Genomic DNA, 22376 nt, shown 5'->3' on the forward strand with positions numbered 1-22376 from the left:
GCCCCATGACAGCCCCTGTCCGCCGCATCGATTATTTCTTCTCCTGCGTCAGCCCGTGGAGCTTCCTCGGCCACGCGCCGTTCCTGGCGGTGGCGCAGCGGCACAAGGCCACCGTGGCCTTCCATCCGGTGGAACTGGGGCCGGTGTTCGCGCAGACCGGCGGCCTGCCGCTGGCCAAACGGGCGCCGGAGCGCCAGCGCTACCGGCTGGTGGAACTCCAGCGCTGGCGGGCAAAGCGCGGGGTGGAGCTTCATCTCGCGCCGGCCTTCTGGCCCTTCGACGGCACGCTGGCGGACCAGACCATCATCGCCGCCCTTCAGGCCGGCCTGCCCGTGGATGCCCTGATCGCCCGCATCTGTTCCGGCGTCTGGCAGCGGCAGGAAAATCTCGCCCTTCCGGAGGTCATCGCCGCCCTCGCCGATGCCGCAGGCCTGCCCGGCGCCACCCTCGTCGCGGCGGCCCAGGGCGAGGCGGCGAAAACCGCCTATCTGGACAATCGGGCAAAGGCCATGGCGGCGGACGTATTCGGCGCCCCGTCCTACGTGCTCGACGGCGAGGTGTTCTGGGGGCAGGACCGTATCGAGCTGCTGGACGACGCCCTCGCCAGCGGCCGCCCGCCGTTCCGGCCACTGGCGTAAGTTCGCTTCTGGCGCATGGGGAGGTGGACCGGTTGCGGTCGGACCAAGGGGATGCCCATTCCGTTATGCCTTGGGGCACCTTGTAAAGATCAAGCCGTCCCCTTCCGGCCGGGAGCGGAGCGCTTATGTTTCGCCAAAGGCGGCCGCGCGCCGCCCCCACACGGGAGGCGATGATGACCCGTTCCGCCGTTGATCTGCGCCTCGTCACGCTGTGCGCCCTGGTTCTCATCCCGCTCGCGGCCGCTCCCGCCCTGGCGCAGGGCGCGCCGCAAGGAACGCCGCAAGGAACGCCGCAGGCGGCACCGTCCGCCGAGACCTCCGCGCCGCGCTTCGCGTTCGCCCCGGTGGAGGGCGGCGCACTGAAGCTCGACCGGGAAACCGGCCTTGTGTCCCTGTGCGCCAAGCGGCGCTCGGGCTTCACCTGCGAGGCGGTGCCGGACACCCGCGATGCCTATGAGGCCGAGATCGCCCGCCTCAAGGCCGAGGTGGACACCCTGCGCCGCGCCGCCGGCATGCAGCCCCAGCCGGGACGACCGGTGCCGCCGCCGGGCGCCGCGCCGGACGCCACCGATCTCGACCAGGCGTTCGCCTATGCGGAACGCTTCTACCGGCGCCTGAAGGGCCTCATCGACGAGCTGCGCGCCCCGACCGGGGAGGAGCGCCTCTGACGGCGCCGGAGCCCGGCTTGCGCCGGCTTCAGAACGCGCTCAGGTAGGTGCACATGCGCTTCAGGCCCTGGTCGGCGAGGGTGCCGGGAAAGCCGATGAAGACGTGGCAGCCGCCGGGATAGACATCGAGCGCCGTGGCATTGCCGGCGGCGAGCCAGGCGTTGGCCATGAACAGGGTGTCGTCGAGCAGCGCATCGCGCGTGCCCACCATGAACAGCGCCTTCGGCAGCCCCTTCAGGTTGCCGAGGAGGGGGGAGACGTCCGGCGCATCCGCCTTGCCCTCCAGCCTCAGATAATTGTTCACGAAGAAGGTGATGTCCCGGGTGTTTAGCACCAGCGGCTCGTCGCCCCAGTTGCGCGCGGAAGGCGTGAGGCGCAGGTCGAAGCAGCCGGCGGTCAGCACCGCCGCCGAGAACGGCGAAAGCTGGTGCTTGTCGCGCAACCGCACCAGGGTCGCCACCGCCAGCGTCGCCCCGCCCGATTCGCCGCCGATGGCAAATCGCCCGGTGCCGAAGCGCGCGCCGCCCTCCTTCAGCAGCCACAGCGCCGCCGCCTCGCAATCGTCGGGCCCGGCCGGATACGGCTCCTCGGGGGCGAGCGCATAGTCCACCGAGACCACCGCGAGCCCGCATTGGCCGGCGATGCGGTCCAGCATCCCCTCGTTCTCCCGCGCCGAGCCCACGGTCCAGCCACCGCCATGGATGTGGAGGTAGACCCCCTTGGGCGGGCCGTCCGGCATGTAGATGCGCACCGGCACCGGGCCGCGCGGGCCGGGAATGGTCTCCTGCCGCGCCCGCGCGCTCGACGGCGCCAGCGGGAAGACCCCGTTGCCGGACAGCCGCGCGGCGCGGATCTCCGGCAGCGGCGCCGCCCAGCGGTCGGGAATGGTCTTCATGATCTTGACGATGGCGTCGTTGATCATGCGGGTATCGGGCGCCACGGCCGCCGGCGAGAACACGGCGGCATCGAGAACCAGCTTCGACATCGGCGACAGTCCTTGGCAGCGGCGGCCGGCCGCGATCGCGAGGGAAGACGGGGGGATGCGAAAACTGGTACGAGCCGCGAACGCCGGACGCAAGACGCCGATACCAGAAACCAGGCCGGCAGAAATCATCCGCGCAGGCGCCGTCGGGCTCACCTGCGCGCGACAGACGGGTTCCATCCGGCGCGCGCAGCTCGAACCCCAACTCATTGATCCGGTGGATCAACTTTTCGAACCGAAGGGGTACCATCCGTTTCGGTTGATCCCCCGGAGGAGACCCGCGATCATGGCCCGCACCACCCGCTCTGCCCCGACCCTGAGCGACGCCGTGCGCCACGCCGAGGCCCGCCTGAAGGTGGAGACGCCCGGCGAAGGCTTCACCGAGATCACCGCCGAGGCGGCGGCCTTCCTCGGCGACATCGGCGCCGGCGCGGGAGTGCTGACGGTGTTCTGCCGCCACACCTCGGCCTCCCTGACCATCCAGGAGAATGCCGACCCGGATGTACGCACGGACCTCCTCAGCGCCCTCGACAGCCTCGCGCCGCGCGATTTCGGCTGGGTCCACGACACCGAGGGACCGGACGACATGCCGGCCCATGTGCGCACCCTTCTGAGCGACACCAGCCTGTCCATCCCGGTGAGCCAGGGCCGCATGGCGCTCGGCACATGGCAGGGCCTTTACCTGATCGAGCACCGCGACCGGCCCCAGCGCCGCGAGGTGGTGCTGGCATTCACGGGAACAATCGGTCATATGGCGTGACCGGCTTGTCACCGCTCCGCCATGGATTGATGATCGGACCAGCCGATTCGCCGCGGGCGCCATCCCCCGCGGCGATAAGAAGAGCGGAGCCGTTGGGGAGGGAGCATTGGGAGAAGCCGCCGAGGGCAGCCTGCGCCTCGTTATCGCCGACGACCACCCCCTGTTCCGCGGCGCCCTGCGCGAGGCGGTGCTCGGGCGTCATGCCGACGCCACCATCGAGGAGGTCGGAACCTTCGACGAGCTGACCGCGCTCCTGGAACGCGACCGCGATTTCGACCTGATCCTGCTCGACCTCACCATGCCGGGGGCCCGTGGCTTCTCCGGCCTCATCTATCTGCGCGCCCAATATACCAGCCTGCCGGTGGTGGTGGTATCGGGGAACGAAGAGTCCGCCGTCATCCGCCGCTGCATGGACCTCGGCGCATCGGGCTTCATCCCCAAGACCATGAGCGTCGCCGCCATGCGCGAGGCGGTGGCGGGCGTGCTCGGGGGCGAGACCTTCGTGCCGTCGGACATCAGCCTCGCCGCCCGCGCCGATGCGGAGACGGATGCCATCATCTCCCGCCTCGCCACCCTGACGCCGCAGCAGGTGCGGGTGCTGATGATGCTGTCCGAAGGCCGGCTCAACAAGCAGATCGCCTATGAGCTGAGCGTCTCGGAGGCGACGGTGAAGGCCCACGTGTCCGCCATCCTGCAGAAGCTCAGCGTGGAAAGCCGCACCCAGGCCGTGATCGCGGTCTCCAAGGTGGAAGCCGGGCTCTGGAGCCAGTCCCAGGCCTGACGGCTTCCGCCGCAGTAGGGACCTTTTCACCGGTCAGGCTTAAACGGTCGGAACAGGCATGGCGCGGGCACCCTCGGCCGCGCCGGCCCCGGCAACGGCCGAAGGATCCACATGACCGAGCAAACCCTCAGCCCGTCCGGCGGCTCCGCGCCGCAGCGCCGCTCCCTGAAGGAGGCGTTCGCGCTCTATACCCAGCGCGACGTGCTGAGCGTCAGCCTGCTCGGCTTCTCCTCGGGCCTGCCTCTGGCGCTCACCGGCGGCACCCTCGCCCTGTGGATGAAGGACGTGGGGGTGACGCTCACCACCATCGGCCTCTTCAGCCTCGTGGGCCTGCCCTACACCCTGAAGTTCCTCTGGGCGCCGGTGCTCGATGCCGTCGACGTGCCGCTGCTGTCGCGGCTGCTGGGCCGGCGGCGCGGATGGCTGCTGGCCTGCCAGATCGTGCTGATGGCCGCCATCGCCGCGCTCGCGGTGCAGGACCCGGTGGCAACCCCGTTCGCGGTGGCGGCCTGCGCGCTGGCGGTCGCCATCGCCTCCGCCACCCAGGACATCGCGGTGGACGCCTTCCGCGTGGAGCGGCTGGACACCTCCAGCGAGCAGGCCGCCGGCATGGCGGGCTACGTCACCGGCTACCGGCTGGCCATGCTGGCGACGGGCGCCGGCGTCATCGCCCTGGTGGCGTACCTTGAGGAAGCGCACGGCCTGCCGCGGGCTACGAGCTGGTTCTGGGGCTACATGCTCGCGGGGGCGTGCGTGGCCATCGGCGTCATCGCCACCCTGTTCGCCCGCGAGCCGAAGGCCCCCGAACGGGTCGCGGGCGAGGGCACCGGACACCGGCTCATCGCCACCACGGTGGGGGCGTTCCGCGACTTCCTCACCCGCGACCAGGCGGTGATGGTCCTGCTGTTCGTCATGCTGTTCAAATTCTGCGATGCCTTCGCCGGCGTGCTCACCGGGCCGTTCGTGCTGGACATCGGCTTCAGCAAGGCGACCTACGTGGAAATCGTGAAGGTGGTGGGCTTCGGCGGCACCATCGTCGGCGGCTTCGTCGGCGCCTATCTCGCCCGCGCCTATCCGCTCGTCACCTGCCTGTGGATCTCCGGCGTGCTGCAGATGACGTCGAACCTCGGCTTCACCGCGCAGGCCTATGCCGGGCCGAACGCGAGCGTGCTCACCGGCGTGATCCTGGTGGAGAACTTCACCAGCGCCATCGGCACCGTGATCTTCGTTGCCTATCTCTCCGCCCTGTGCGGGGCGCGCGAGCACACGGCCACCCAATATGCGCTGCTCACGGCGCTCACCGCCGTGGGCCGGACCCTGCTCGGCTCCTCCAGCGGCGCCATCGCCGAGGCGTCGGGCTGGCCGCTGTTCTTCGCTCTCACCGCGGTGGCGGGCCTGCCGGGCCTCGTCGCCCTGGGCTGGCTGCAGGCGAAGGGGCATTTCCGGGCGCTCAAACCCGACGAAGCCGTCTGACCCTCCCCTTCTACCGCCGTCCCCGCCCTGCCTGCTGGGCCACCTGAAGCACCACCCGCTCGCAGATGGCGGGGGCGAGGGGCGCGTTGCGTCGGGCGGCGAGCACGGCGTCGTCCACCGCCAGCAGCGCCTTCAGGCAGCGGTCCGGATCAAGCGCCCGCAAGGCCTTCTCCAGCTTGGCCTTGCGGGAGAAATGCACCGGCGGGCGGGCCGAGCCCACCACTTGGTCGGGGCTCGCCCCGGCGGCCACGGCCAGCGCCATGGGGTGCAGGGCGGTGAGCGCGCGCAGGAGGCTGCCGAGCACCGCATCGGGCCGCGTCGCGGCGCCGAGGGCCTTGGCGAGGGCGGCCATCGCCTCCCGCGTTTCTCCGGCCAGCGCCGAATCCACCACGTCGTCGAGGGCCAGCGCCGAGGCATCGCCCACGATGGTGCGCACATCCTCAAGGCTCACCCGCTGCTGCCCCTGGGCGTAGAGGATGAGCTTGGCGATCTCCCCGCGCGAAGCCAGGCGGTCGCCGCCGATGAGGGAGACCAGCAGGTCCCGAGCGTCGCGGTCGATGGCGAGGCCCGCCTCGGCCATCATGGAATCCACCAAGCGGGAGAGGTCGCGGTCGCTGTCGGCATAGCAGGCGATGGCAAGGGCGTTGGGGGCGTTCTCGCACAGGGCGCGCAAGGGTGCGCCCTTCTTGAGGTCCCCGGCCTCCACCACCACCAGCGCATCGCAGCGGCCCGCGAGCACCGGCTGGAGCGCCGGCACGATGTTGCGGCTGCCGGCGCGCACCCACACCACCCGCTCGCCGCCGAACAGGCCAATGGTGGAGGTCTCGTCGATCAGGCGGCGCGGGTCGGAGGAGATATCGTCGCCTTCGAGGCGCACCAGGGCGAACGGATCATGCGCATCGGGCACGGCCCGGCGCACCAGGCCCTGGGCGCGCTCATGCACGAGGCCTGTATCGGGCCCGAAGATGAGGACGACGCTTTTCCCCGGGTCGCGCCGGGCGAGCGCCGTCTCGGCGTCGCCGGGCCGCACCGCGACCACGGCTCAGCTCGCCGAGCCGGGGGCGCTGGGGTTCCGGATGAAGAAGGCGCCAAGCTGGGCCTTGATCTGATCCGCGACACCGCGCGCGGCGCGCTTCTCGGCGTCGATGGTGGCGCTGTAATTGGCGAAGCGCTGGTCGCTCGTGTCGATGGTGGCGGTACCGGATGCCGCACCGGTGGTCACGATCACCACCTTCTTCGGATCGTCTGCCGCCTTCACCAGGCGCCAGTTGGCGGTCACGCGGATCACCTGGTTCTCGGGCAGGCCCGAGGACGAGTTCACGATCGCCGTGGATGTGGACGTATCCACCGCGATGATGAGCTGAAGCGGCGCACCCTTCGGATTTCCCGACCCGCCGGTGAGGGCGAAGATGAGGTCGTTCCGCAGGTCGTTGCCCAGCCGGCCCCGGATCTCGATGACATCCACGTCCCGGAACTTGTCCATGAGGGCGGGACCGCCCACCGTGGAATTTTCCGCATAGAGCGGCTGGAAGCAGCCGGCCAGCGCGCCGGACAGGGCGCACACCAGCGCCAGCCGCGCCGCGAGCGGTGCACGGGCAAACCGCCCCAGCCGGGAGGCGGGGCGCGACACTTGGGTCGAGGGATCAGGCAACGACATTCACGATCCTCTGCGGCACCACGATGATACGCTTTGGCGCGCGGCCGTCGAGTGCCCGCTGCACGCTTTCCAGCTTCAGCACCAGGGCTTCGACTTCCGCCGCCGTCGCATCGCGCGGCACGACGATATCATCGCGCTTCTTGCCATTGATCTGGATCGGAAGTGTGACCGTGTCCTGACGCAGCAGGTCGGCCTCCACCTTCGGCCACGGGGCCTGCGCCACCAGCGTCGAGCCACCAAGGGCGACCCAGCATTCCTCCGCCAGGTGCGGCACCATGGGCGCGACAACCGACGCCAGCATTTCCGCCGCCTCGCGCAGGGCGAAGGCGAGGTCCGGCGGAACGTCCTTCTCCGCCCGGGCCGCGGCGATGGCGCTGCCGAAAGCGTTGGCGAATTCGTGCACGTGGGCCACCGCCACGTTGAAGCGCAGGCGCTCGATGTCCTCGGCCACCGTCGCCACAAGGCCGTGGGCGGCCCGGCGCAGGCCGGTGGCGGTGGGCGAGAAGGCATCCGGCTGCGGCGTGCCCGCGGGCGCGCCCAGCTCCACCGCCTCGTTCACCAGCCGCCAGACCCGCTGCACGAAGCGCCAGGCGCCCTCGATGCCGCCCTGCGTCCATTCGCTGTCGCGCTCGGGCGGGGTGTCGGAAAGCATGAACCAGCGGGCGCAATCCACGCCGTAGGTATCCGCCACCACCTCGGGGGCCACCACGTTGCGCTTGGACTTGGACATCTTCTCCGGCGGGGAGACGGTGACATCCGAGCCGTCGGCGATCTTGATGGCCTTGCCGTTGCCGAGGAGCTTCACCTCCTCCGGGAACAGCCACTTGCCGGCGGTATCCTTATATGTCTCATGGACGATCATGCCCTGGGTGAACAGGCCGGCGAAGGGCTCGTCCAGGTCCACGCGGCCACATTTCTTCAGCGCGCGGGTGAAGAAGCGCGAATAGAGCAGGTGCAGAATGGCATGCTCGATGCCGCCGATATATTGGTCCACTGGCAACCAGTGGGCCACCGCATCCTTGTCCAGCGGCACCTGCGGGTTGTCCGAGGCGTAGCGCAGGAAATACCAGGACGAATCCACGAAGGTGTCCATGGTGTCGGTCTCGCGCCGGGCCGGCTTGCCGCACCTGGGGCACGGCACGTCGCGCCACGCCTTGGCGCGGTCCAGCGGATTGCCGGGACGGTCGAAGGTGACATCGTCGGGCAGCGCCACCGGCAATTGCTCGCGCGGCACGCCCACGGGGCCGCAGGCATCGCAATGGATCACCGGGATGGGGCAGCCCCAATAGCGCTGGCGCGAGATGCCCCAGTCGCGCAGGCGGAAATTCACCCGCCGCGTGCCCTGCGGCTCGTCGCCGATGCGGTAGCGCTCCAGCCGGCGGGCCACCGCCTCCTTCGCGTCCGGCACGCTCATGCCGTCCAGGAAGCCGGAATTGAACAGGGTGCCGTCGCCGTCATAGGCCACGTCGTCCACCGCGAAGGCGCCGGGGTCGGTCTCCGCCGGCAGCACCACGGGGGTGACGGAAAGGCCATACTTGCGGGCGAAGTCGAGGTCGCGCTGGTCGTGGGCCGGGCAGCCGAAAATGGCGCCGGTGCCGTAGTCCATGAGCACGAAATTGGCCACATAGACCGGCACGGTGCGCTTGTCGTCCAGCGGGTGGACGACCTCGAGCCCGGTCGCGTAGCCCATCTTCTCCTGGGTCTCGATCTCCTCGGCCGAGGTGCCGCCGCGCTTGCATTCCGCGATGAAGGCAGCGAGGGCCGCATCCTTCTGCCCCAGATGCTGCGCCAGCGGATGGTCGGGAGACAGCGCGAGGAAGGAGGCGCCGAACAGGGTGTCCGGACGGGTGGTGTAGACCTTTACCGCCTTTGCCGCCGCCGGCAGGGCGCCCGCCGCAACCGAGGCCCTGGTGAACTCGAACAGCACCTCCATGCCTTCCGAGCGACCGATCCAGTTGCGCTGCATGAGGCGCACCTTCTCGGGCCAGCGGTCCAGCGTATCGAGGGCGTCCAGCAGTTCCTGGGCGAAATCGGTGATGCGCAGGAACCACTGCGACAGCTTGCGCCGCTCCACGATGGCCCCCGAGCGCCAGCCGCGCCCGTCGATGACCTGCTCGTTGGCGAGCACGGTGTTGTCCACCGGGTCCCAATTGACCTCGCTCTCCTTGCGATAGGCGAGGCCGTTGTCGAGGAAGTCGAGGAAGATGCGCTGCTGCTCCGCATAATAGGACGGGTCGCAGGTGGCGATCTCGCGGTTCCAGTCCAGCGAGAGGCCGAGCAGCTGGAGCTGCTCGCGCATGGAGGCGATGTTCTCGTAGGTCCAGCTCTTGGGGTGGATGCCGCGCTCGATGGCGGCATTCTCCGCCGGCAGGCCGAAGGCGTCCCAGCCCATGGGATGGAGCACGTTGAAGCCCTGCATGCGCTTGTAGCGCGCGAGCACGTCGCCCATCACATAGTTGCGGCCGTGGCCGATATGGATGCGCCCCGACGGATAGGGGAACATCTCCATGACGAAGAATTTCGGGCGCGGGTCGTCGTTGCGCGTGCGGAAGATGCCGCGCTCGGCCCAGGTCTTCTGCCACCGGGGTTCGGCTTCGCGGGCATTGTAGCGGTCAGGGCTACGGTCTTGCGCACGATCCTGGGCGCGCTCCGGCGTACGATCTTGGGTCATGGATCCGTCAAGGGTAAAATCGGGCGGGACTAGGACAGAAACAGGCCGCCCGGTCAACCGTTCTCCCGGTCGTGGCAGGTGCCGGACGTGGCAGGGACCGTGGCCACGGCGCCCCGCCCCGAGGGCACCATGGTGGCCTGCGGGGCGCGGGCCGAGGCACCACCTCGCCGAGCTTCACCTTGCCACCGGCGTCCGCTTCGTCCATCAAACCCTGATGGGTAATCCGAGGGGGTGGCGATGGCAGCGCAGGGTCGCGGGATGAAGTTTGGTCTCAGGTCCGCGGCCGCTTTTGCCCTGCCCCCCTTCACGCTCATCCTGGCACTGCCGCTGATGGCCGCCTCGCCCGCCGACGCGGCGCAGGGCCTGCCGGTTCTCGACGGGGCGCGGCTCTCCCCGCTCTGGGCCATCCCGTTCGCCGGCATGCTGCTGTCCATCGCGCTGCTGCCGCTGCTGGCGAGCCACTTCTGGCATCACCATTACGGCAAGGTGGCCCTGTTCTGGGGCCTCGCCTTCGTGGTGCCCTTCGCCGCCGTCTACGGCCCATCGGCCACGGGTCACGAGGTGGTGCACACCGCGCTCTTGGAATACATCCCCTTCATCATCCTGCTGTTCGCCCTGTTCACGGTCTCCGGCGGGGTGCTGGTGACCGGCAACATCAAGGGCACGCCGGCGGTGAACACCCTCATCCTCGCCATCGGCACCCTGATCGCGAGTCTCATCGGCACCACCGGCGCCTCCATGGTGCTCATCCGGCCGCTGCTGCGCGCCAATGACGACCGGCGGCACAATGTGCACACCGTGGTCTTCTTCATCTTCCTGGTGTCCAACATCGGCGGCTCGCTGACGCCGCTGGGTGACCCGCCCCTGTTCCTCGGCTTCCTGAAGGGCGTGAACTTCTTCTGGACCACCACCCACCTGCTGCATGACACGGCGGTGATCGCGGCAATCCTGCTCGTCGCCTTCTACCTGCTCGACCGCTATTTCTACGCGAAGGAGGACGCCGCCGTGCGGCGGCCCGATCCGACCCCGCCGACCGAAGGAATCGGCCTGCGCGGCGTGCAGAACCTGCCGCTGCTGGTGGGCATCATCGGCGCCATCCTGCTCAGCGCCCTGTGGAAGCCCGGCGTCACCTTCAACATCTACGGCACCCATGTGGAATTGCAGTGGATCGTGCGCGACGTGCTGCTGGTGGTCCTCGCCCTCGTCTCCCTCGCCATCACCCCCGCCATCGTGCGCGAGCGCAACGGCTTCGACTGGGAGCCCATCCGGGAGGTGGCGAAGCTGTTTGCCGCCATCTTCCTCACCATAATACCGGTGATCGCCATTCTCAAGGCCGGCTCGCGCGGCGCCTTCTCCCCGCTGGTGGACCTCGTGACGGGAGCGGACGGGCAGCCGGTGAACGTGTGGTATTTCTGGCTGACGGGGGCGCTCTCGGCGTTCCTCGACAATGCGCCCACCTATCTCGTCTTCTTCAATCTCGCCGGCGGCGACCCGCACCAGCTCATGGGGCCGCTGGCGGTGACGCTGGAGGCGATCTCGGCCGGCGCGGTGTTCATGGGCGCCATGACCTATATCGGCAACGCGCCGAACTTCATGGTGCTCTCCATCGCCCGCCACCGCGGCGTGAAGATGCCAAGCTTCTTCGGCTACATGGTCTGGTCGATCATCTTCCTGGTGCCGTGCTTCGCGCTCCTTACGGTGCTGTACTTCATCTGAGGCGCAGCGAGCTGCCGGCGCCTCAGCGGGTAATCACGATCGCCGTATTGCCGGGGCCATAGGTCCGGACCAGCCCATAGAGCGTGGCCGCATTGCCGGGATGCAGGCGGATGCAGCCATGGGAGGCCGGCCCCCCCAGCTGGCTCACCGCATAGCTGCCGTGGATGGCGAAGCCGCCGCTGTAGAAGATCGAATAGGGCATGGGCGAGTTGTAGTACTTGCGCGAATAATACTCGCGGTAGAGCCGCTGCGGCCGGTAGACACCGGTGGGCGTCACGTAGCCCCGCCGCGCGGTGGAGACGAGCCAGGAATAGCGCGGCACCCCGTTCACCGAGACCGTCATGCGCTGGGACGACAGGTCCACCCGCGCCACCACCACCGCCGCCTCGGCCCGGAACAGGGCCCCCGACAGGAGGAGCAGGGCCACGGCCGCCGGCACGGCCCGCCATCCTGCCCCCGTCCAGCGCTTCACGACCTGACGCTTCAAGACCTCACGCTTCACCGTGGCAAGCGTCAGGGCGGCAAGCGTCATGACTGATCGTCCCGCAGCATGGAAACCGGCGCTTACCTTTGCCATGGCTGCACCTCCTCCCCTTGGGGAAATCATACTGCCACGCCAAGGCTGCAACGCAAGGCTGCACGGCCGGCATGGCCCCGCCCGGTCGGGGGTAACCCTTTCCGCTGCCGCGCCCGTTGCACGGTCTGGCCGCCCCCACTTCACGCCTGCGCGAAGACGCCCTAGTTGCTTGTTCTGTCGCATTTTCTTCACGCAGAGCGCCGCCCACTTTCCTTCGAAATGGTCTATTGTCCGCGCGTCGGCCCCGTGACCGGCCGGCCCTTCAGGGCTGCCAGCCGTGCGCCGGCGTAGGAGATCAATCCATGGTGATGATGCTGTTCGGCCTCTTCGTTTTCCTCGGCATCCATGTGGTGGGTAGCCTTCGGGGGCTTCGGGCCAAGCTCATCGCCCAGGTCGGGGAAGCTGCCTACAAGGGCTTCTTCTCCCTCCTCGCCATCAGCGGCCTGCTGCTCACCGCCTATGGCTTCGCCCTGTGGCGGGCCTCCGGCGCACCGGACCTATGGAACCCGCCGCGGGGCCTGCGCCACCTCACCGTGCTGCTGATGCTGTTCTCCTCCATCGCGCTGGTGGCGGCCTATGTGCCGAGCCACATCAAGGCCTGGCTCAAGCATCCCATGCTGGTGGGCGTGAAGATCTGGGCCCTCGCCCACCTCCTCGCCAATGGCGACGTGGCCTCCGTCGTGCTGTTCGGCGCGGTGCTGGTCTGGGCGGTCTACGACCGCATCGCGGTGAAGCGGCGCGGCGATCCGCTGCCGGTGGCGCCCAACAATTATGCCGGCGACGCGCTCGTCGTGGGCGGGGGGCTGGTGCTCTATGCCGCGCTCGCCTACCTATTTCATCCCTATGTGATCGGCGTGCCCGTCATGTGAGGCCGCCTGCGTCAGAAAAGTAAGAGGAACGCCATGTCCAGTCAGGCCGATGCCCGCCGCATCACGGCGCCGCAGATCCAGGCGCGCAAGGGAGGCGAGCCCATCGTCTCCCTCACCTCCTACCATGCCCATACGGCGCGCCTGCTCGACCGCCATGTGGACGTGATCCTGGTGGGCGACAGCCTCGGCATGGTGATGCACGGCATGGAGACCACCGTGCCGGTCACCGTGGAGATGATGATCGTCCACGGCCGCGCCGTGGTGCGCGGCACCAAGCGCGCCCTCATCGTGGTGGACCTGCCCTTCGGCAGCTACGAGGCGAGCCATACGGAAGCCTTCCACACCGCCGCCCGCGTGCTGAAGGAAACCGGCGCCGGAGCGGTGAAGCTGGAAGGCGGGCGCCGCATGGCCGAGACCGTGCGCTTCCTGGTGGATCGCGGCGTGCCGGTGATGGGCCATGTGGGCCTCACCCCCCAGGCCATCAACACCCTCGGCTCGTTCAAGGCCCGCGGCCGGGACGACGCGGAAGCCTCCATCATCCTCGACGACGCCCGCGCCATCGCGGAGGCCGGCGCCTTCGCCATCGTGCTCGAGGCCATCGCCGAGCCGCTGGCCCGCCGCATCACCCAGGAGGTGGCGCCCCCCACCATCGGCATCGGCGGCTCGCCCGCCTGCGACGGCCAGATCCTGGTGCTGGAGGACATGCTGGGCCTCGGCGACCGGGTGCCGAAGTTCGTGAAGAAGTACGCCAATCTCGGCCCGGACATCGAGAAGGCGGTGGCAAGCTATGCGGACGAGGTGCGCGCCCGCACCTTCCCCGCCGCCGAGCACACCTACGCCCCGCGCCTCGTCGAGAAGCCGGCGAAAGCCTCCTGATGGGTGCGCGCCGGACCGGGGGCGCCTCCCTCAATCGCGCTCTTTTTGGCCTCCTCCTCGCCCTCGCCGCCGCGGTGCCCACTGCGCCGGCGCAGGCCGCGGAAGACTGCTTCATCGCCACCGATCTCGACACCGGGCGGGTGCTGGCGAAGCAGGGCCTGTGCGCCACCCGCCATCCGCCCAATTCCACCTTCAAGATCGCCCTCGCCCTCATGGGCTATGATGCCGGCCTGCTGAAAAGCGAGACCCAGCCGGTCTTCTCCCCGCCGCCGGGAGAAAACCCCGACCGTGAAGCCGCGCGCGGCCCGCAGACGCCGGGCTCCTGGATGCGCAATTCCGTGGTCTGGTATTCCCAGATCCTCGCCCGTGACCTGGGGCGGGAGCGCATTGCCGGATACCTGAAGGGCTTCGCCTACGGCAACGAGAACATGGGCGGGCTGCAGGGCGAGGACGAACCGCTGGTCCGTTTCTGGCTCTCCTCGTCGCTGCGCATCTCCCCGCGCGAGCAGATCGATTTCCTGCGCCGCATGCTGAAGGGCGCCCTGCCCGTCTCTGCCGATGCGGTCAGCGCCACCGAGCGCCTCATGGCCATCGAGGAGCAGCCCGCCGGCTGGCCGGTGTTCGGCAAGACCGGCACCGGCCATGGCCGGCTCGCCGACGGCGGCCTGGACCGCGGGCGGCCGTTCGGCTGGTTCGTGGGCTTTGCCCGCAAGGCGGCGCACACCGTGGTGTTCGTACGCTTCACCGCCCTCGACATCGCCGCCCCCGAGCCCCTCGGCCCACTGGCGCGGCGGCAGGCCATCGCCATCCTCGCCCCGGTGCTGGCGGCGCAGGCGCCCTGATCCGGACCGCGGCTTCCCTTCCTTTCCTTTGCCGCTCCCGCCCACACGCCATTCAGCCAAGGACAGGCCCGTGCGCGTCTCCGTCATCGTCTCCGCCTTCGTTGCGGCGCTCGTGGGATTCGGCGGAACCCTCGCCCTGATCCTCGCCGCCGCCGCCGAGGTGGGGGCGAGCCCCGCCGAGGCCTCCTCCTGGGTCGCCGCCATCTGCCTTGCCATCGCGGCAAGCTCCGCCCTGCTCTCCATGCGCTACCGCATGCCCATCATCGCCGCATGGTCCACGCCGGGGGCAGCGCTCATCGCCGGTTTCGGATCGGGGATCGGCATGGCCTCGGCCACCGGCGCCTTTCTGGTCGCCGGCCTGCTGGTGGTGCTGTGCGCGGCGGTGAAGCCCCTGGGCACGCTGGTGGCGCGCATTCCGGTGGCGGTGGCCGCCGCCATGCTGGCCGGCGTGCTTGCCCGGTTCGTCATGGCTCTGGCCGAGCATGCGGCGGCATCGCCGGCCCTGGTGCTGCCGGTGATCGCGGTGTTCTTCCTCGTGCGGCTTCTGTCGCCCAACTGGGCGGTGCCCGCCGCGCTGGTGGCGGGCGGCGCCGGAGCCGTCCTGCTCGGCCGGGTCGGCCCCATGCCGGCACCCGAACTCTCCGCCCTGGTGTGGACCACGCCGCGGTTCGAGCCCTCGGTGCTGGTGGGGCTCGGCGTGCCCCTGTTCCTCGTCACGATGGCCTCGCAGAACCTGCCCGGCTTCGCAGTGCTGCGCGCGAGCGGCTACATGCCGCCGGTGCGGCCCATCCTCGCCGTCACCGGCCTCGCCTCCATGGCCAGCGCGCCGTTCGGCGCCCATGCCACCAACCTGGCCGCCATCACCGCTGCCTTGTGCACGGGGCCGGAGACCCATCCCGATTCGAAGCGACGCTGGCTGGCGGGACCGGTCTATGCCGGCTTCTACCTGCTGCTGGCGGCGGCCGGCGCCTCGCTGGTGGGGGTGTTCGCCGCCCTGCCGCCCGCCCTCATCGCCACCATCGCCGGCCTCGCCCTGCTGACCCCGCTGACCGGCGCGCTGACGGCGGCGCTGAATGAAGAGAAGCACCGGGTGGCGGCGGTCGCCACCTTCGCCACCACCGCCTCGGGGGTCACCGCCCTGGGCCTCGGCGCACCGGTGTGGGGGCTGGCGGCGGGGCTTCTCATCGTCGGCCTCGACCGGCTGCGGCGGGTCTGAGCGCGACCTTCACGGCCGGCCAGCGACCGGGACCTCAGATCTGAAGCGCGGAATGTGACGCGCAGGACTTGAAACAAAAGATCCCGCGGGCGACGCCGGTCGCCCGCGGGATCTGCATGTGCTCAGCCGGCGGTGTCCGCCGGCGCGCATCAGTCCGCCTGCATCAGTCCGCCTTTTTGGCCTTGAACTGCTGGATGATGGCGATGACCTCGCCGACGAAGCCGCGGCGGAACAGGGACACGGCGAGCACGAAGATGACGCCCTGGATCACCAGCACCCATTCGCCCAGGCCGGCCAGGTAGTTCTGCATGGTGACGATCACCGCCGCGCCCACGATGGGGCCGAGGATGGTGCCCATGCCGCCCACCAGCGTCATCAGGATCACCTCGCCCGACATCTGCCAGGCCACGTCGGTGAGCGAGGCCAGCTGGAACACCAGCACCTTGGTGGCCCCGGCAAGGCCGGCCAGCGCCGCCGAGAGCACGAAGGCGACGAGCTTGTACTGGTTCACCCGGTAGCCCAGCGAGATGGCGCGGGGCTCGTTCTCGCGGATGGCTTTCAGCACCTGCCCGAACGGCGAGTGGATCGCCCGGTAGATGACCAGGAAGCCGAACACGAAGATGGCCAGCACCAGGTAGTAGAGGTTGATGTCCTTGGTCAGGTCGATGATGCCGAACAGCGCCCCGCGCGGCACCGCCTGAAGGCCATCCTCGCCGCCGGTGAAGGGCGCTTGCAGGCAGAAGAAGAAGAACATCTGTGCCAGCGCCAGCGTCACCATGGCGAAATAGATGCCCTGGCGGCGGATGGCGAGCAGGCCGGAGAGAAAGCCCAGCGCGGCGGCGAAGACGACGCCGGCGAGGATGCCCAGTTCCGGCGAGAAACCCATCACCTTGATGGTGTGGGCGCACACATAGGCCGACCCGCCGAAGAACATGGCATGGCCGAAGGAGAGCAGGCCCGTGTAGCCCAGCAGCAGGTTGAAGGCGCACGCGAACAGCGCGAAGCACATCACCTTCATGAGGAACACGGGATAGACGCCGAACGGCGCCGCCAGCAGCACCGCGATGGCGAGGACGCCGAAGATGGTGCCGACGCTGGCGCCGGAGCCGGAGGCCGCGGGCGCGCCGGCGGGATGGGTGGGGGTGGAGGTGCTCATCGCGCCGCGCTCACTTGGCTGTGCCGAACAGGCCGGCGGGCTTCACCATGAGCACGATGGCCATGATGACGAAAATCACCGTGGAGGAGGCCTCCGGATAGAACACCTTGGTGAGGCCCTCGACGATGCCGAGGCCGAAGCCGGTGACGATGGCGCCCATGATGGACCCCATGCCACCGATCACCACCACAGCGAACACCACGATGATGAGGTTCGAGCCCATGGTGGGGCTCACCTGGTAGGCCGGCGCGGCCAGCACGCCGGCGAGCGCGGCGAGGCCCACGCCGAAGCCGTAGGTGAGCGTGATCATGCGCGGCACGTCGATGCCGAAGGCCTGCACCAGGTCCGGCCGCTCGGTGGCGGCGCGCAGGTAGGAGCCGAGCTTGGTGCGCTCGATCACGTACCAGGTGGCGATGCACACCACGAGGGAGGCCACCACCACGAAGGCGCGGTAATTGGGCAGGAACATGAAGCCGAGGTTGGTGCCGCCCGGCAGGGGATTGTTGTAGGGCAGGCCCGAGGAGCCGTACTGCCGCCGGAACAGGCCCTCGAGGATGAGGGCGAGGCCGAAGGTGAGCAACAGCCCGTAGAGATGATCGAGATGGTACAGCCGTTTGAGCAGGGTCCGCTCGATCACCATGCCGATGGCCGCCACGATGATGGGCGACAGCACCAGCGCGCCCCAGAACGGGATGCCGGCATAGTTGAGCAGCATCCACGCCCCGAACGCGCCCATCATGTATTGGGCGCCGTGGGTGAAGTTGATCACGTTCAGAAGGCCGAAGATCACCGCGAGCCCGAGGCTCAGCATGGCGTAGAAGGCGCCGTTGATCAGGCCGAGCAGCAATTGCCCGAACAGGGCCTGCGGAGGAATGCCGAGAAGCTCGAACATCGAAGATCCGTCTCGTCAGGAGGATGCGGACCGGCCCTTAAGGCCGGCCCGCCTGCATTGGAGGATCAGCCCTTCTTCACCAGCGGGCAATCGCCCTCGCCGATGGGACGGAAGGCCTCGTTCGCCGGAATGGTCGCCTTCAGGGTGTAGTAATCGTAGGGGCCCTTCGACTCCGACGGCTTCTTCACCTCGAACAGGAACATGGGGTGGATGTGGCGCCCGTCGGCGCGCACCTCGCCCTTGCCGAACAGCGGATCATCGGTGGGGATCTTCTTCATCTCGGCCACCACGGCAGCGCCGTCCTTGGCCGACTTGAGGGCTTCCACCGCCTTCAGATAATGGGTGACGCCGGAATAGACGCCGGCCTGCACCATGGTGGGCCGCTTGCCGCCGTTGGCCGCCGCGAAGGCGTCGGCAAACTTGCGGTTGGCGTCGGTCATGTCCCAATACCAGGCCGAAGTCAGGTTCAGGCCCTGCGCCACCTTCAGGCCGAGCGAATGCACGTCGGTCAGGAAGATCAGCAGGCCGGCGAGCTTCTGGCCGCCCTCCACGATGCCGTATTCGGCCGCCTGCTTGATGGAGTTGATGGTGTCGCCGCCGGCATTGGCGAGGCCGATGATCTTGGCCTTCGACGACTGCGCCTGCAGCAGGAAGGACGAGAAATCGGCATTGTTGAGCGGCACGCGCACCTTGCCGGCCACCTTGCCGCCGTTTGCCAGCACCACCGCCTCGGTGTCGCGCTCCAGGGCATGGCCGAAGGCGTAGTCGGCGGTGAGGAAGAACCAGGTGTCGCCGCCGGTCTTCACGATCGCCTTGCCGGTGCCGTTGGCCAGCGCCCAGGTGTCGTAGGTCCAGTGCACGGTGTTGGGCGTGCAGGCCTTGCCGGTGAGGTCGGACGACGCCGCGCCGGAATTGATGAAGACCTTGTTCTTTTCCTTGGTGACGCCGCTGACCGCGAGGGCGACGCCGGAATTGGGGGTGTCGAAGATGGCGTCCACGCCGTCCACGTCATACCACTGGCGGGCGACCGAGGTGCCCACGTCCGCCTTGTTCTGGTGGTCGGCGAAGATCACCTCCACCTTGAGGCCCTTGGCGGCGGCGCCGAAGTCTTCCACCGCCTTCTTGGCGGCCCACACCGAGCCCTGGCCGCCGAGGTCGGCATAAAGGCCGGACTGGTCGTTGAGGACGCCGATCTTCACCGGAACCTGGGCGTAAGCGGCGCCGGCGCCCATGAGGCTGCTGGCCGCCAGGAAAATGGCTGCAAGACGCATGTGTTTCCTCCCACCGGCTGCAAGCCGGATTTCTCTGTCAGGAACCCGGCGTCAGACGCCGAGGAACGCTTCGAGACGTGCCGCGTTTTCCGCGATCTTGTCATTGGGGACCATGTCCACCACGCGTCCGTGCTCCACCACATAGTGGCGATCGGCGACGGTGGAGGCGAAGTGGAAGTTCTGCTCCACGAGCAGAACCGTGAACCCCTTCTTCTTGAGGTCCCGGATGATCTGGCCGATGTGCTGGACGATCACCGGGGCGAGACCCTCGCTGGGCTCGTCCAGAAGCAGGAGCTTGGCGCCGGTGCGCAGGATGCGGGCGATGGCCAGCATCTGCTGCTCGCCGCCCGACAGCTTGGTGCCCTGGCTGTTGCGCCGTTCCTCGAGGCGCGGGAACAGTTCGTGGATCTCGTCCACGGAGAGCCCGCCGGGCAGGACAACCGGCGGCAGCAGCAGGTTCTCGCGCACCGAGAGCGAGGCGAAGATGCCGCGCTCCTCGGGGCAGATGGCGATGCCGAGCCGGGCGATCTTGTTGGGCTGCAGCCCGACCGTCTCGGTGCCCTCGTAGCGGATGGAGCCGGCGCGCTTGCGCAACAGGCCCATGATGGCCCGCATGGTGGTGGTCTTGCCGGCGCCGTTGCGCCCCAGAAGCGTCACCACCTCGCCCGGATGCACGTCGAAGGTCATGCCGTGCAGCACATGGCTCTCGCCATAGTGGCCGTGCAGGTCCTTCACCGACAGAAGGGGCGCCGTCCCGTTCAATGCGGCCATCTCAATGCGCTCCACCGGTGCCCATGTAGGCCTCGATCACCTGCGGGTTCTTGGACACCTCGGCGTACGGCCCCTCGGTCAGGATCTCGCCGCGGGCGAGCACGGTGATCATGTCGGAGAGGTCCGAGACCACCGAGAGATTGTGCTCCACCATCAGGATGGTGCGGCCCTCGGAAACGCGCTTGATGAGGTCCGACGTCCGCGCGATGTCCTCGCGGCCCATGCCGGAGGTGGGCTCGTCCAGCAGCAGCATCTCCGGCTCCAGCGCCAGGGTGGTGGCAATCTCCAACGCCCGCTTGCGGCCGTAGGGAAGTTCTACCGCAAGATGTTTGGCGTAGGAGGTCAGGTCCACATCGGCCAGCAAAGCCATGGCGCGGTCGTTCAGCGCGTCCAGCGAAGTCTCCGACTTCCAGAAATGGAAGGAGTTGCCGATGGGACGCTGCAGCGCGATGCGCACATTCTCCAGCACAGTGAGGTGCGGGAACGTCGCCGAGATCTGGAACGAGCGCACCATGCCCAGCCGGGCCACATCCGCCGGCGGCGTGCGCGTGATGTCCTTCCCGTTCAGGCGGATGGTGCCGCGGGTCGGTTCCAGAAACTTGGTGATCAGGTTGAAGCAGGTGGTCTTGCCCGCGCCATTCGGCCCGATGAGGGCGTGAATGGTGTGCCGGCGGATCCTGAGGTCAACGTTCTTGACCGCAGCAAATCCTTTGAATTCCTTGGTAAGACCAGACGCTTCAACGATGTAGGGCACGTCTGAGACGGTGTCCATGATCGTAAGGTGCCCTCGCTATTGCGGCCGGTGGAGACAGCGAGCGTTCCCCTGGCCAATTTCCTCCGGATCGGCACCTTTTGCGGTGCACTTCATCTTGCGGCGCAAACTAGCACGTTGCGCCATGGAAGCGTCAATAGACTGCTATCGCGACGTTTGTCTATCTCGATCTTAGCTTGTGGATGTGCAGCGCAGCCTGACGACTGCTTAATCCACGGGCGTGACCAGGAAATCGAGCCGCGCGCCCTCCGCGCCCGACGCCTGAAGCCGGACATCACCGCTCGGAATCCTGAAGCGCAGGCTCTTGCGCAGGCCCGGACAGGCGTGCACGCCAGTGAAGGCGACGGGTGTCAGCGGCCGGCCGTCCACCACCACGTCGATCCAGGCATTTGCCGAAACTGTGACCTGCCACACCCGCTCGGGCGCCGGCACCTGCAGGTCCACCACGCCGGCGAAGGCCCCCTCCTCGCCCGTGCGCGGCGGAACGGGGAGATTCGCCCCCGGCTGCGGCACGAGGATGAAGCGCAGCGCGCCATGGAGCGGCAGAACCAGCACGTCGCCGGGCCTGACCGGACGCAGGCCAGGCGCCGAGAGCCGCGCCCGGTCGTCCGCGAGCGGCCAGGCGGCGCGGTCGCAATCCTGCGCCGGCGCGGCCGGCTGCGCCCTGCCCGCTCCGCCGCCCGCCGCCAGAAATTCAGCCGCCAGAAGCAGCGGGAGGAACAGGGCGTGCACCGCCCCCCGCCGGCGCCTGCTACGCACCGAACACGTCAAGAATGCCATGCCCGTCTCCAGTTGTATTTCATGGGATACATCATTCCATGAAATACAACTTCGGTGCGCCAGCCGCCAGCCTGCGCACCGAAAGGTGGTGCCGCCGTTTGAAAGGGTCCTGCATCGACCGGGCACGAGAGGACCGGAGCGGCCCCGCTCACTCGGGCAGGGTGCGGGCCTGGGCGTGGTAGGCCTCGTTGGGCCGCATGTCGGTGGCCGAGGCGATTCGGTTGGACATGTTGAAGAAGCCCACCACCGCCGACACATCCCAGATGTCCCGCTCCGAGAGGCCGACGCGGCGCAGGGCCTCGCGGTCCTCCTCCTCCACCTCGTTGGGGCGCTCGGTGAGCTTGGCGGCGAAATCGAGCATGGCGCGGCGGCGCGGATCGAGCCGGGCGGCGCGATAATTCATCACCAGTTGCTCGCCGAGGATGGGATCGCCGGAGAGCTGCCGTACTGCCGCGCCATGGGCCGTGAGGCAGTAATAGCAGCGATTCACCGCGGAAACGACCACGGCGATCATCTCCCGCTCCAGCTTGGAAAGACCGGATGGCGCGAGCATCAGATCGTTATACATGGCTGCGAAAGCCGAAAGCTTCGCCACGTCGAAGGCATAGGCTTGGAGTACGTTCGGAACGAAGCCGATCTTCTCCAGGCATTTGTCGAAATACGCGCGGTTGGCCGCATCAAGCTCCGCAGGCGCGAGCGGAAGGGCGATGGCGGGAAGATCGTCCCGCACCCGCGCCGGCGCGGGCGCCGCGGCCGGAACCGCCTTTGCGACGGCGACAGGCGCCGCCTTGGCAGGCGCCTTGCCGGCAGCCGCCTTTTTCGCAGGCGTGCCTTTAATTTCAGCGGTCCCGCTTTTGCCCTTTTCCGCGCCCACGCCAGCCCTCACCTTCGTTGCCATAGCGTCGCCTCGTCATTGTCGCGTTGCCAGCCTGGTTGAAAACGCGGGTCAGGAACTCACCCGTTACCGGATCCACCGCAGCCGGAGCCGGCCGCTGCTCCACAGGGGAA

General features: G+C 68.6%; 22 protein-coding genes. 10 read left to right on the forward strand and 12 right to left on the reverse strand.

Annotated features, from left to right (window positions below; all coding sequences use genetic code 11):
* The first annotated feature begins 5 nt into the window (after positions 1-5).
* Together K9U41_RS05760 and K9U41_RS05765 are read left to right on the forward strand one after the other, a co-directional pair.
* The gene (locus tag K9U41_RS05760; RefSeq protein ID WP_282639930.1) at positions 6-638 is read left to right on the forward strand and encodes a 2-hydroxychromene-2-carboxylate isomerase; all 633 of its coding nucleotides are present in this window, start codon (positions 6-8) and stop codon (positions 636-638) included.
* A gap of 173 nt (positions 639-811) precedes the next feature.
* On the forward strand, positions 812-1306 hold the full coding sequence (locus K9U41_RS05765) for a hypothetical protein (RefSeq protein WP_282639901.1): 495 nt from the start codon (positions 812-814) through the stop codon (positions 1304-1306).
* Positions 1307-1334: 28 nt separating this feature from the next.
* Here K9U41_RS05765 and K9U41_RS05770 read toward each other — a convergent pair whose 3' ends face one another.
* Positions 1335-2291 carry an alpha/beta hydrolase gene (locus K9U41_RS05770; RefSeq protein ID WP_282639902.1) on the reverse strand — a complete coding sequence of 319 codons (957 nt, stop codon included), beginning with the start codon at positions 2289-2291 and terminating at the stop codon, positions 1335-1337.
* A gap of 283 nt (positions 2292-2574) precedes the next feature.
* On the opposite strand from K9U41_RS05770, the gene K9U41_RS05775 reads away from it, so the two are divergent.
* The 3 genes from K9U41_RS05775 to K9U41_RS05785 all read left to right on the forward strand — a co-directional run bounded on the left by K9U41_RS05775 (position 2575) and on the right by K9U41_RS05785 (position 5302).
* Positions 2575-3048: a secondary thiamine-phosphate synthase enzyme YjbQ gene (locus K9U41_RS05775; RefSeq protein ID WP_282639903.1), complete on the forward strand. Its 474-nt coding sequence runs from the start codon at positions 2575-2577 to the stop codon at positions 3046-3048.
* Positions 3049-3154: 106 nt separating this feature from the next.
* Complete coding sequence (locus K9U41_RS05780) at positions 3155-3829, forward strand: response regulator transcription factor (protein ID WP_282639904.1); 675 nt, start codon at positions 3155-3157, stop codon at positions 3827-3829.
* A gap of 111 nt (positions 3830-3940) precedes the next feature.
* The gene (locus K9U41_RS05785; RefSeq protein WP_282639905.1) at positions 3941-5302 is read left to right on the forward strand and encodes an AmpG family muropeptide MFS transporter; all 1362 of its coding nucleotides are present in this window, start codon (positions 3941-3943) and stop codon (positions 5300-5302) included.
* A 10-nt stretch (positions 5303-5312) separates the two neighbouring features.
* On the opposite strand, the gene holA is transcribed toward K9U41_RS05785, so the two are convergent.
* The 3 genes from holA to leuS are packed head-to-tail and all read right to left on the reverse strand — an operon-like array spanning position 5313 to position 9630.
* A complete protein-coding gene (holA, locus tag K9U41_RS05790) occupies positions 5313-6341 on the reverse strand; it encodes a DNA polymerase III subunit delta (protein WP_282639906.1) in 1029 nt (342 codons plus the stop codon).
* Positions 6342-6344: 3 nt separating this feature from the next.
* A complete protein-coding gene (lptE, locus tag K9U41_RS05795; protein WP_282639907.1) occupies positions 6345-6959 on the reverse strand; it encodes an LPS assembly lipoprotein LptE in 615 nt (204 codons plus the stop codon).
* Positions 6946-9630, reverse strand: a complete 2685-nt coding sequence (leuS, locus tag K9U41_RS05800) for a leucine--tRNA ligase (RefSeq protein WP_282639908.1) — start codon at positions 9628-9630, stop codon at positions 6946-6948. The genes lptE and leuS overlap by 14 nt, the downstream gene beginning before the upstream one ends.
* 258 nt (positions 9631-9888) lie before the next feature.
* Here leuS and K9U41_RS05805 point away from each other — a divergent pair, with 258 nt between their 5' ends.
* Positions 9889-11346 carry a sodium:proton antiporter gene (locus K9U41_RS05805; RefSeq protein ID WP_282639909.1) on the forward strand — a complete coding sequence of 486 codons (1458 nt, stop codon included), beginning with the start codon at positions 9889-9891 and terminating at the stop codon, positions 11344-11346.
* Between the two features lie 22 nt (positions 11347-11368).
* Here K9U41_RS05805 and K9U41_RS05810 read toward each other — a convergent pair whose 3' ends face one another.
* Positions 11369-11878, reverse strand: a complete 510-nt coding sequence (locus tag K9U41_RS05810) for a L,D-transpeptidase (RefSeq protein WP_432715734.1) — start codon at positions 11876-11878, stop codon at positions 11369-11371.
* Positions 11879-12225: 347 nt separating this feature from the next.
* Between K9U41_RS05810 and K9U41_RS05815 the strand changes: the two genes are divergently transcribed.
* The 4 genes from K9U41_RS05815 (at position 12226) to K9U41_RS05830 (ending at position 15726) form a co-directional block, all read left to right on the forward strand.
* On the forward strand, positions 12226-12792 hold the full coding sequence (locus K9U41_RS05815; protein ID WP_282639910.1) for an NnrU family protein: 567 nt from the start codon (positions 12226-12228) through the stop codon (positions 12790-12792).
* 33 nt (positions 12793-12825) lie between these two features.
* Positions 12826-13668: a 3-methyl-2-oxobutanoate hydroxymethyltransferase gene (panB, locus tag K9U41_RS05820; protein WP_282639911.1), complete on the forward strand. Its 843-nt coding sequence runs from the start codon at positions 12826-12828 to the stop codon at positions 13666-13668.
* Complete coding sequence (locus tag K9U41_RS05825; protein ID WP_282639912.1) at positions 13668-14510, forward strand: penicillin-binding transpeptidase domain-containing protein; 843 nt, start codon at positions 13668-13670, stop codon at positions 14508-14510. Before panB ends, K9U41_RS05825 begins: the two co-directional genes overlap by 1 nt.
* Positions 14511-14580: 70 nt before the next feature.
* Complete coding sequence (locus K9U41_RS05830; RefSeq protein WP_282639913.1) at positions 14581-15726, forward strand: benzoate/H(+) symporter BenE family transporter; 1146 nt, start codon at positions 14581-14583, stop codon at positions 15724-15726.
* A gap of 163 nt (positions 15727-15889) precedes the next feature.
* Here K9U41_RS05830 and K9U41_RS05835 read toward each other — a convergent pair whose 3' ends face one another.
* The 7 genes from K9U41_RS05835 to K9U41_RS05865 form a co-directional block, all read right to left on the reverse strand.
* Positions 15890-16882 carry a branched-chain amino acid ABC transporter permease gene (locus K9U41_RS05835; RefSeq protein ID WP_282639914.1) on the reverse strand — a complete coding sequence of 331 codons (993 nt, stop codon included), beginning with the start codon at positions 16880-16882 and terminating at the stop codon, positions 15890-15892.
* A gap of 10 nt (positions 16883-16892) precedes the next feature.
* On the reverse strand, positions 16893-17774 hold the full coding sequence (locus tag K9U41_RS05840; RefSeq protein WP_282639915.1) for a branched-chain amino acid ABC transporter permease: 882 nt from the start codon (positions 17772-17774) through the stop codon (positions 16893-16895).
* Positions 17775-17839: 65 nt separating this feature from the next.
* Entirely contained in the window at positions 17840-19045 is a 1206-nt protein-coding gene (locus K9U41_RS05845; protein ID WP_282639916.1) for an ABC transporter substrate-binding protein, read from the reverse strand.
* A 51-nt stretch (positions 19046-19096) separates the two neighbouring features.
* Positions 19097-19816, reverse strand: a complete 720-nt coding sequence (locus K9U41_RS05850) for an ABC transporter ATP-binding protein (protein WP_282639917.1) — start codon at positions 19814-19816, stop codon at positions 19097-19099.
* A 1-nt stretch (position 19817) separates the two neighbouring features.
* The gene (locus K9U41_RS05855) at positions 19818-20588 is read right to left on the reverse strand and encodes an ABC transporter ATP-binding protein (RefSeq protein WP_282639918.1); all 771 of its coding nucleotides are present in this window, start codon (positions 20586-20588) and stop codon (positions 19818-19820) included.
* Between the two features lie 207 nt (positions 20589-20795).
* A complete protein-coding gene (locus tag K9U41_RS05860) occupies positions 20796-21368 on the reverse strand; it encodes a hypothetical protein (protein WP_282639919.1) in 573 nt (190 codons plus the stop codon).
* Positions 21369-21516: 148 nt separating this feature from the next.
* Positions 21517-22098, reverse strand: a complete 582-nt coding sequence (locus tag K9U41_RS05865) for a peroxidase-related enzyme (protein WP_432715735.1) — start codon at positions 22096-22098, stop codon at positions 21517-21519.
* Positions 22099-22376: the final 278 nt, after the last annotated feature.

It is taken from the genome of Xanthobacter autotrophicus (genome assembly GCF_029991245.1).
GTDB classification, from domain to species: Bacteria; Pseudomonadota; Alphaproteobacteria; order Rhizobiales; family Xanthobacteraceae; genus Xanthobacter; species Xanthobacter autotrophicus_C.

Coding starts and splice junctions, on each gene's coding strand:
- K9U41_RS05760 (WP_282639930.1), top strand. CDS start 6: ATGACAGCCCCTGTCCGCCGCATCGATTATTTCTTCTCCTGCGTCAGC.
- K9U41_RS05765 (WP_282639901.1), top strand. CDS start 812: ATGACCCGTTCCGCCGTTGATCTGCGCCTCGTCACGCTGTGCGCCCTG.
- K9U41_RS05770 (WP_282639902.1), bottom strand. CDS start 2,291: ATGTCGAAGCTGGTTCTCGATGCCGCCGTGTTCTCGCCGGCGGCCGTG.
- K9U41_RS05775 (WP_282639903.1), top strand. CDS start 2,575: ATGGCCCGCACCACCCGCTCTGCCCCGACCCTGAGCGACGCCGTGCGC.
- K9U41_RS05785 (WP_282639905.1), top strand. CDS start 3,941: ATGACCGAGCAAACCCTCAGCCCGTCCGGCGGCTCCGCGCCGCAGCGC.
- lptE (WP_282639907.1), bottom strand. CDS start 6,959: ATGTCGTTGCCTGATCCCTCGACCCAAGTGTCGCGCCCCGCCTCCCGG.
- leuS (WP_282639908.1), bottom strand. CDS start 9,630: ATGACCCAAGATCGTACGCCGGAGCGCGCCCAGGATCGTGCGCAAGAC.
- K9U41_RS05805 (WP_282639909.1), top strand. CDS start 9,889: ATGAAGTTTGGTCTCAGGTCCGCGGCCGCTTTTGCCCTGCCCCCCTTC.
- K9U41_RS05810 (WP_432715734.1), bottom strand. CDS start 11,878: ATGACGCTTGCCGCCCTGACGCTTGCCACGGTGAAGCGTGAGGTCTTG.
- K9U41_RS05815 (WP_282639910.1), top strand. CDS start 12,226: ATGGTGATGATGCTGTTCGGCCTCTTCGTTTTCCTCGGCATCCATGTG.
- panB (WP_282639911.1), top strand. CDS start 12,826: ATGTCCAGTCAGGCCGATGCCCGCCGCATCACGGCGCCGCAGATCCAG.
- K9U41_RS05825 (WP_282639912.1), top strand. CDS start 13,668: ATGGGTGCGCGCCGGACCGGGGGCGCCTCCCTCAATCGCGCTCTTTTT.
- K9U41_RS05835 (WP_282639914.1), bottom strand. CDS start 16,882: ATGAGCACCTCCACCCCCACCCATCCCGCCGGCGCGCCCGCGGCCTCC.
- K9U41_RS05840 (WP_282639915.1), bottom strand. CDS start 17,774: ATGTTCGAGCTTCTCGGCATTCCTCCGCAGGCCCTGTTCGGGCAATTG.
- K9U41_RS05845 (WP_282639916.1), bottom strand. CDS start 19,045: ATGCGTCTTGCAGCCATTTTCCTGGCGGCCAGCAGCCTCATGGGCGCC.
- K9U41_RS05850 (WP_282639917.1), bottom strand. CDS start 19,816: ATGGCCGCATTGAACGGGACGGCGCCCCTTCTGTCGGTGAAGGACCTG.
- K9U41_RS05855 (WP_282639918.1), bottom strand. CDS start 20,588: ATGGACACCGTCTCAGACGTGCCCTACATCGTTGAAGCGTCTGGTCTT.
- K9U41_RS05860 (WP_282639919.1), bottom strand. CDS start 21,368: ATGGCATTCTTGACGTGTTCGGTGCGTAGCAGGCGCCGGCGGGGGGCG.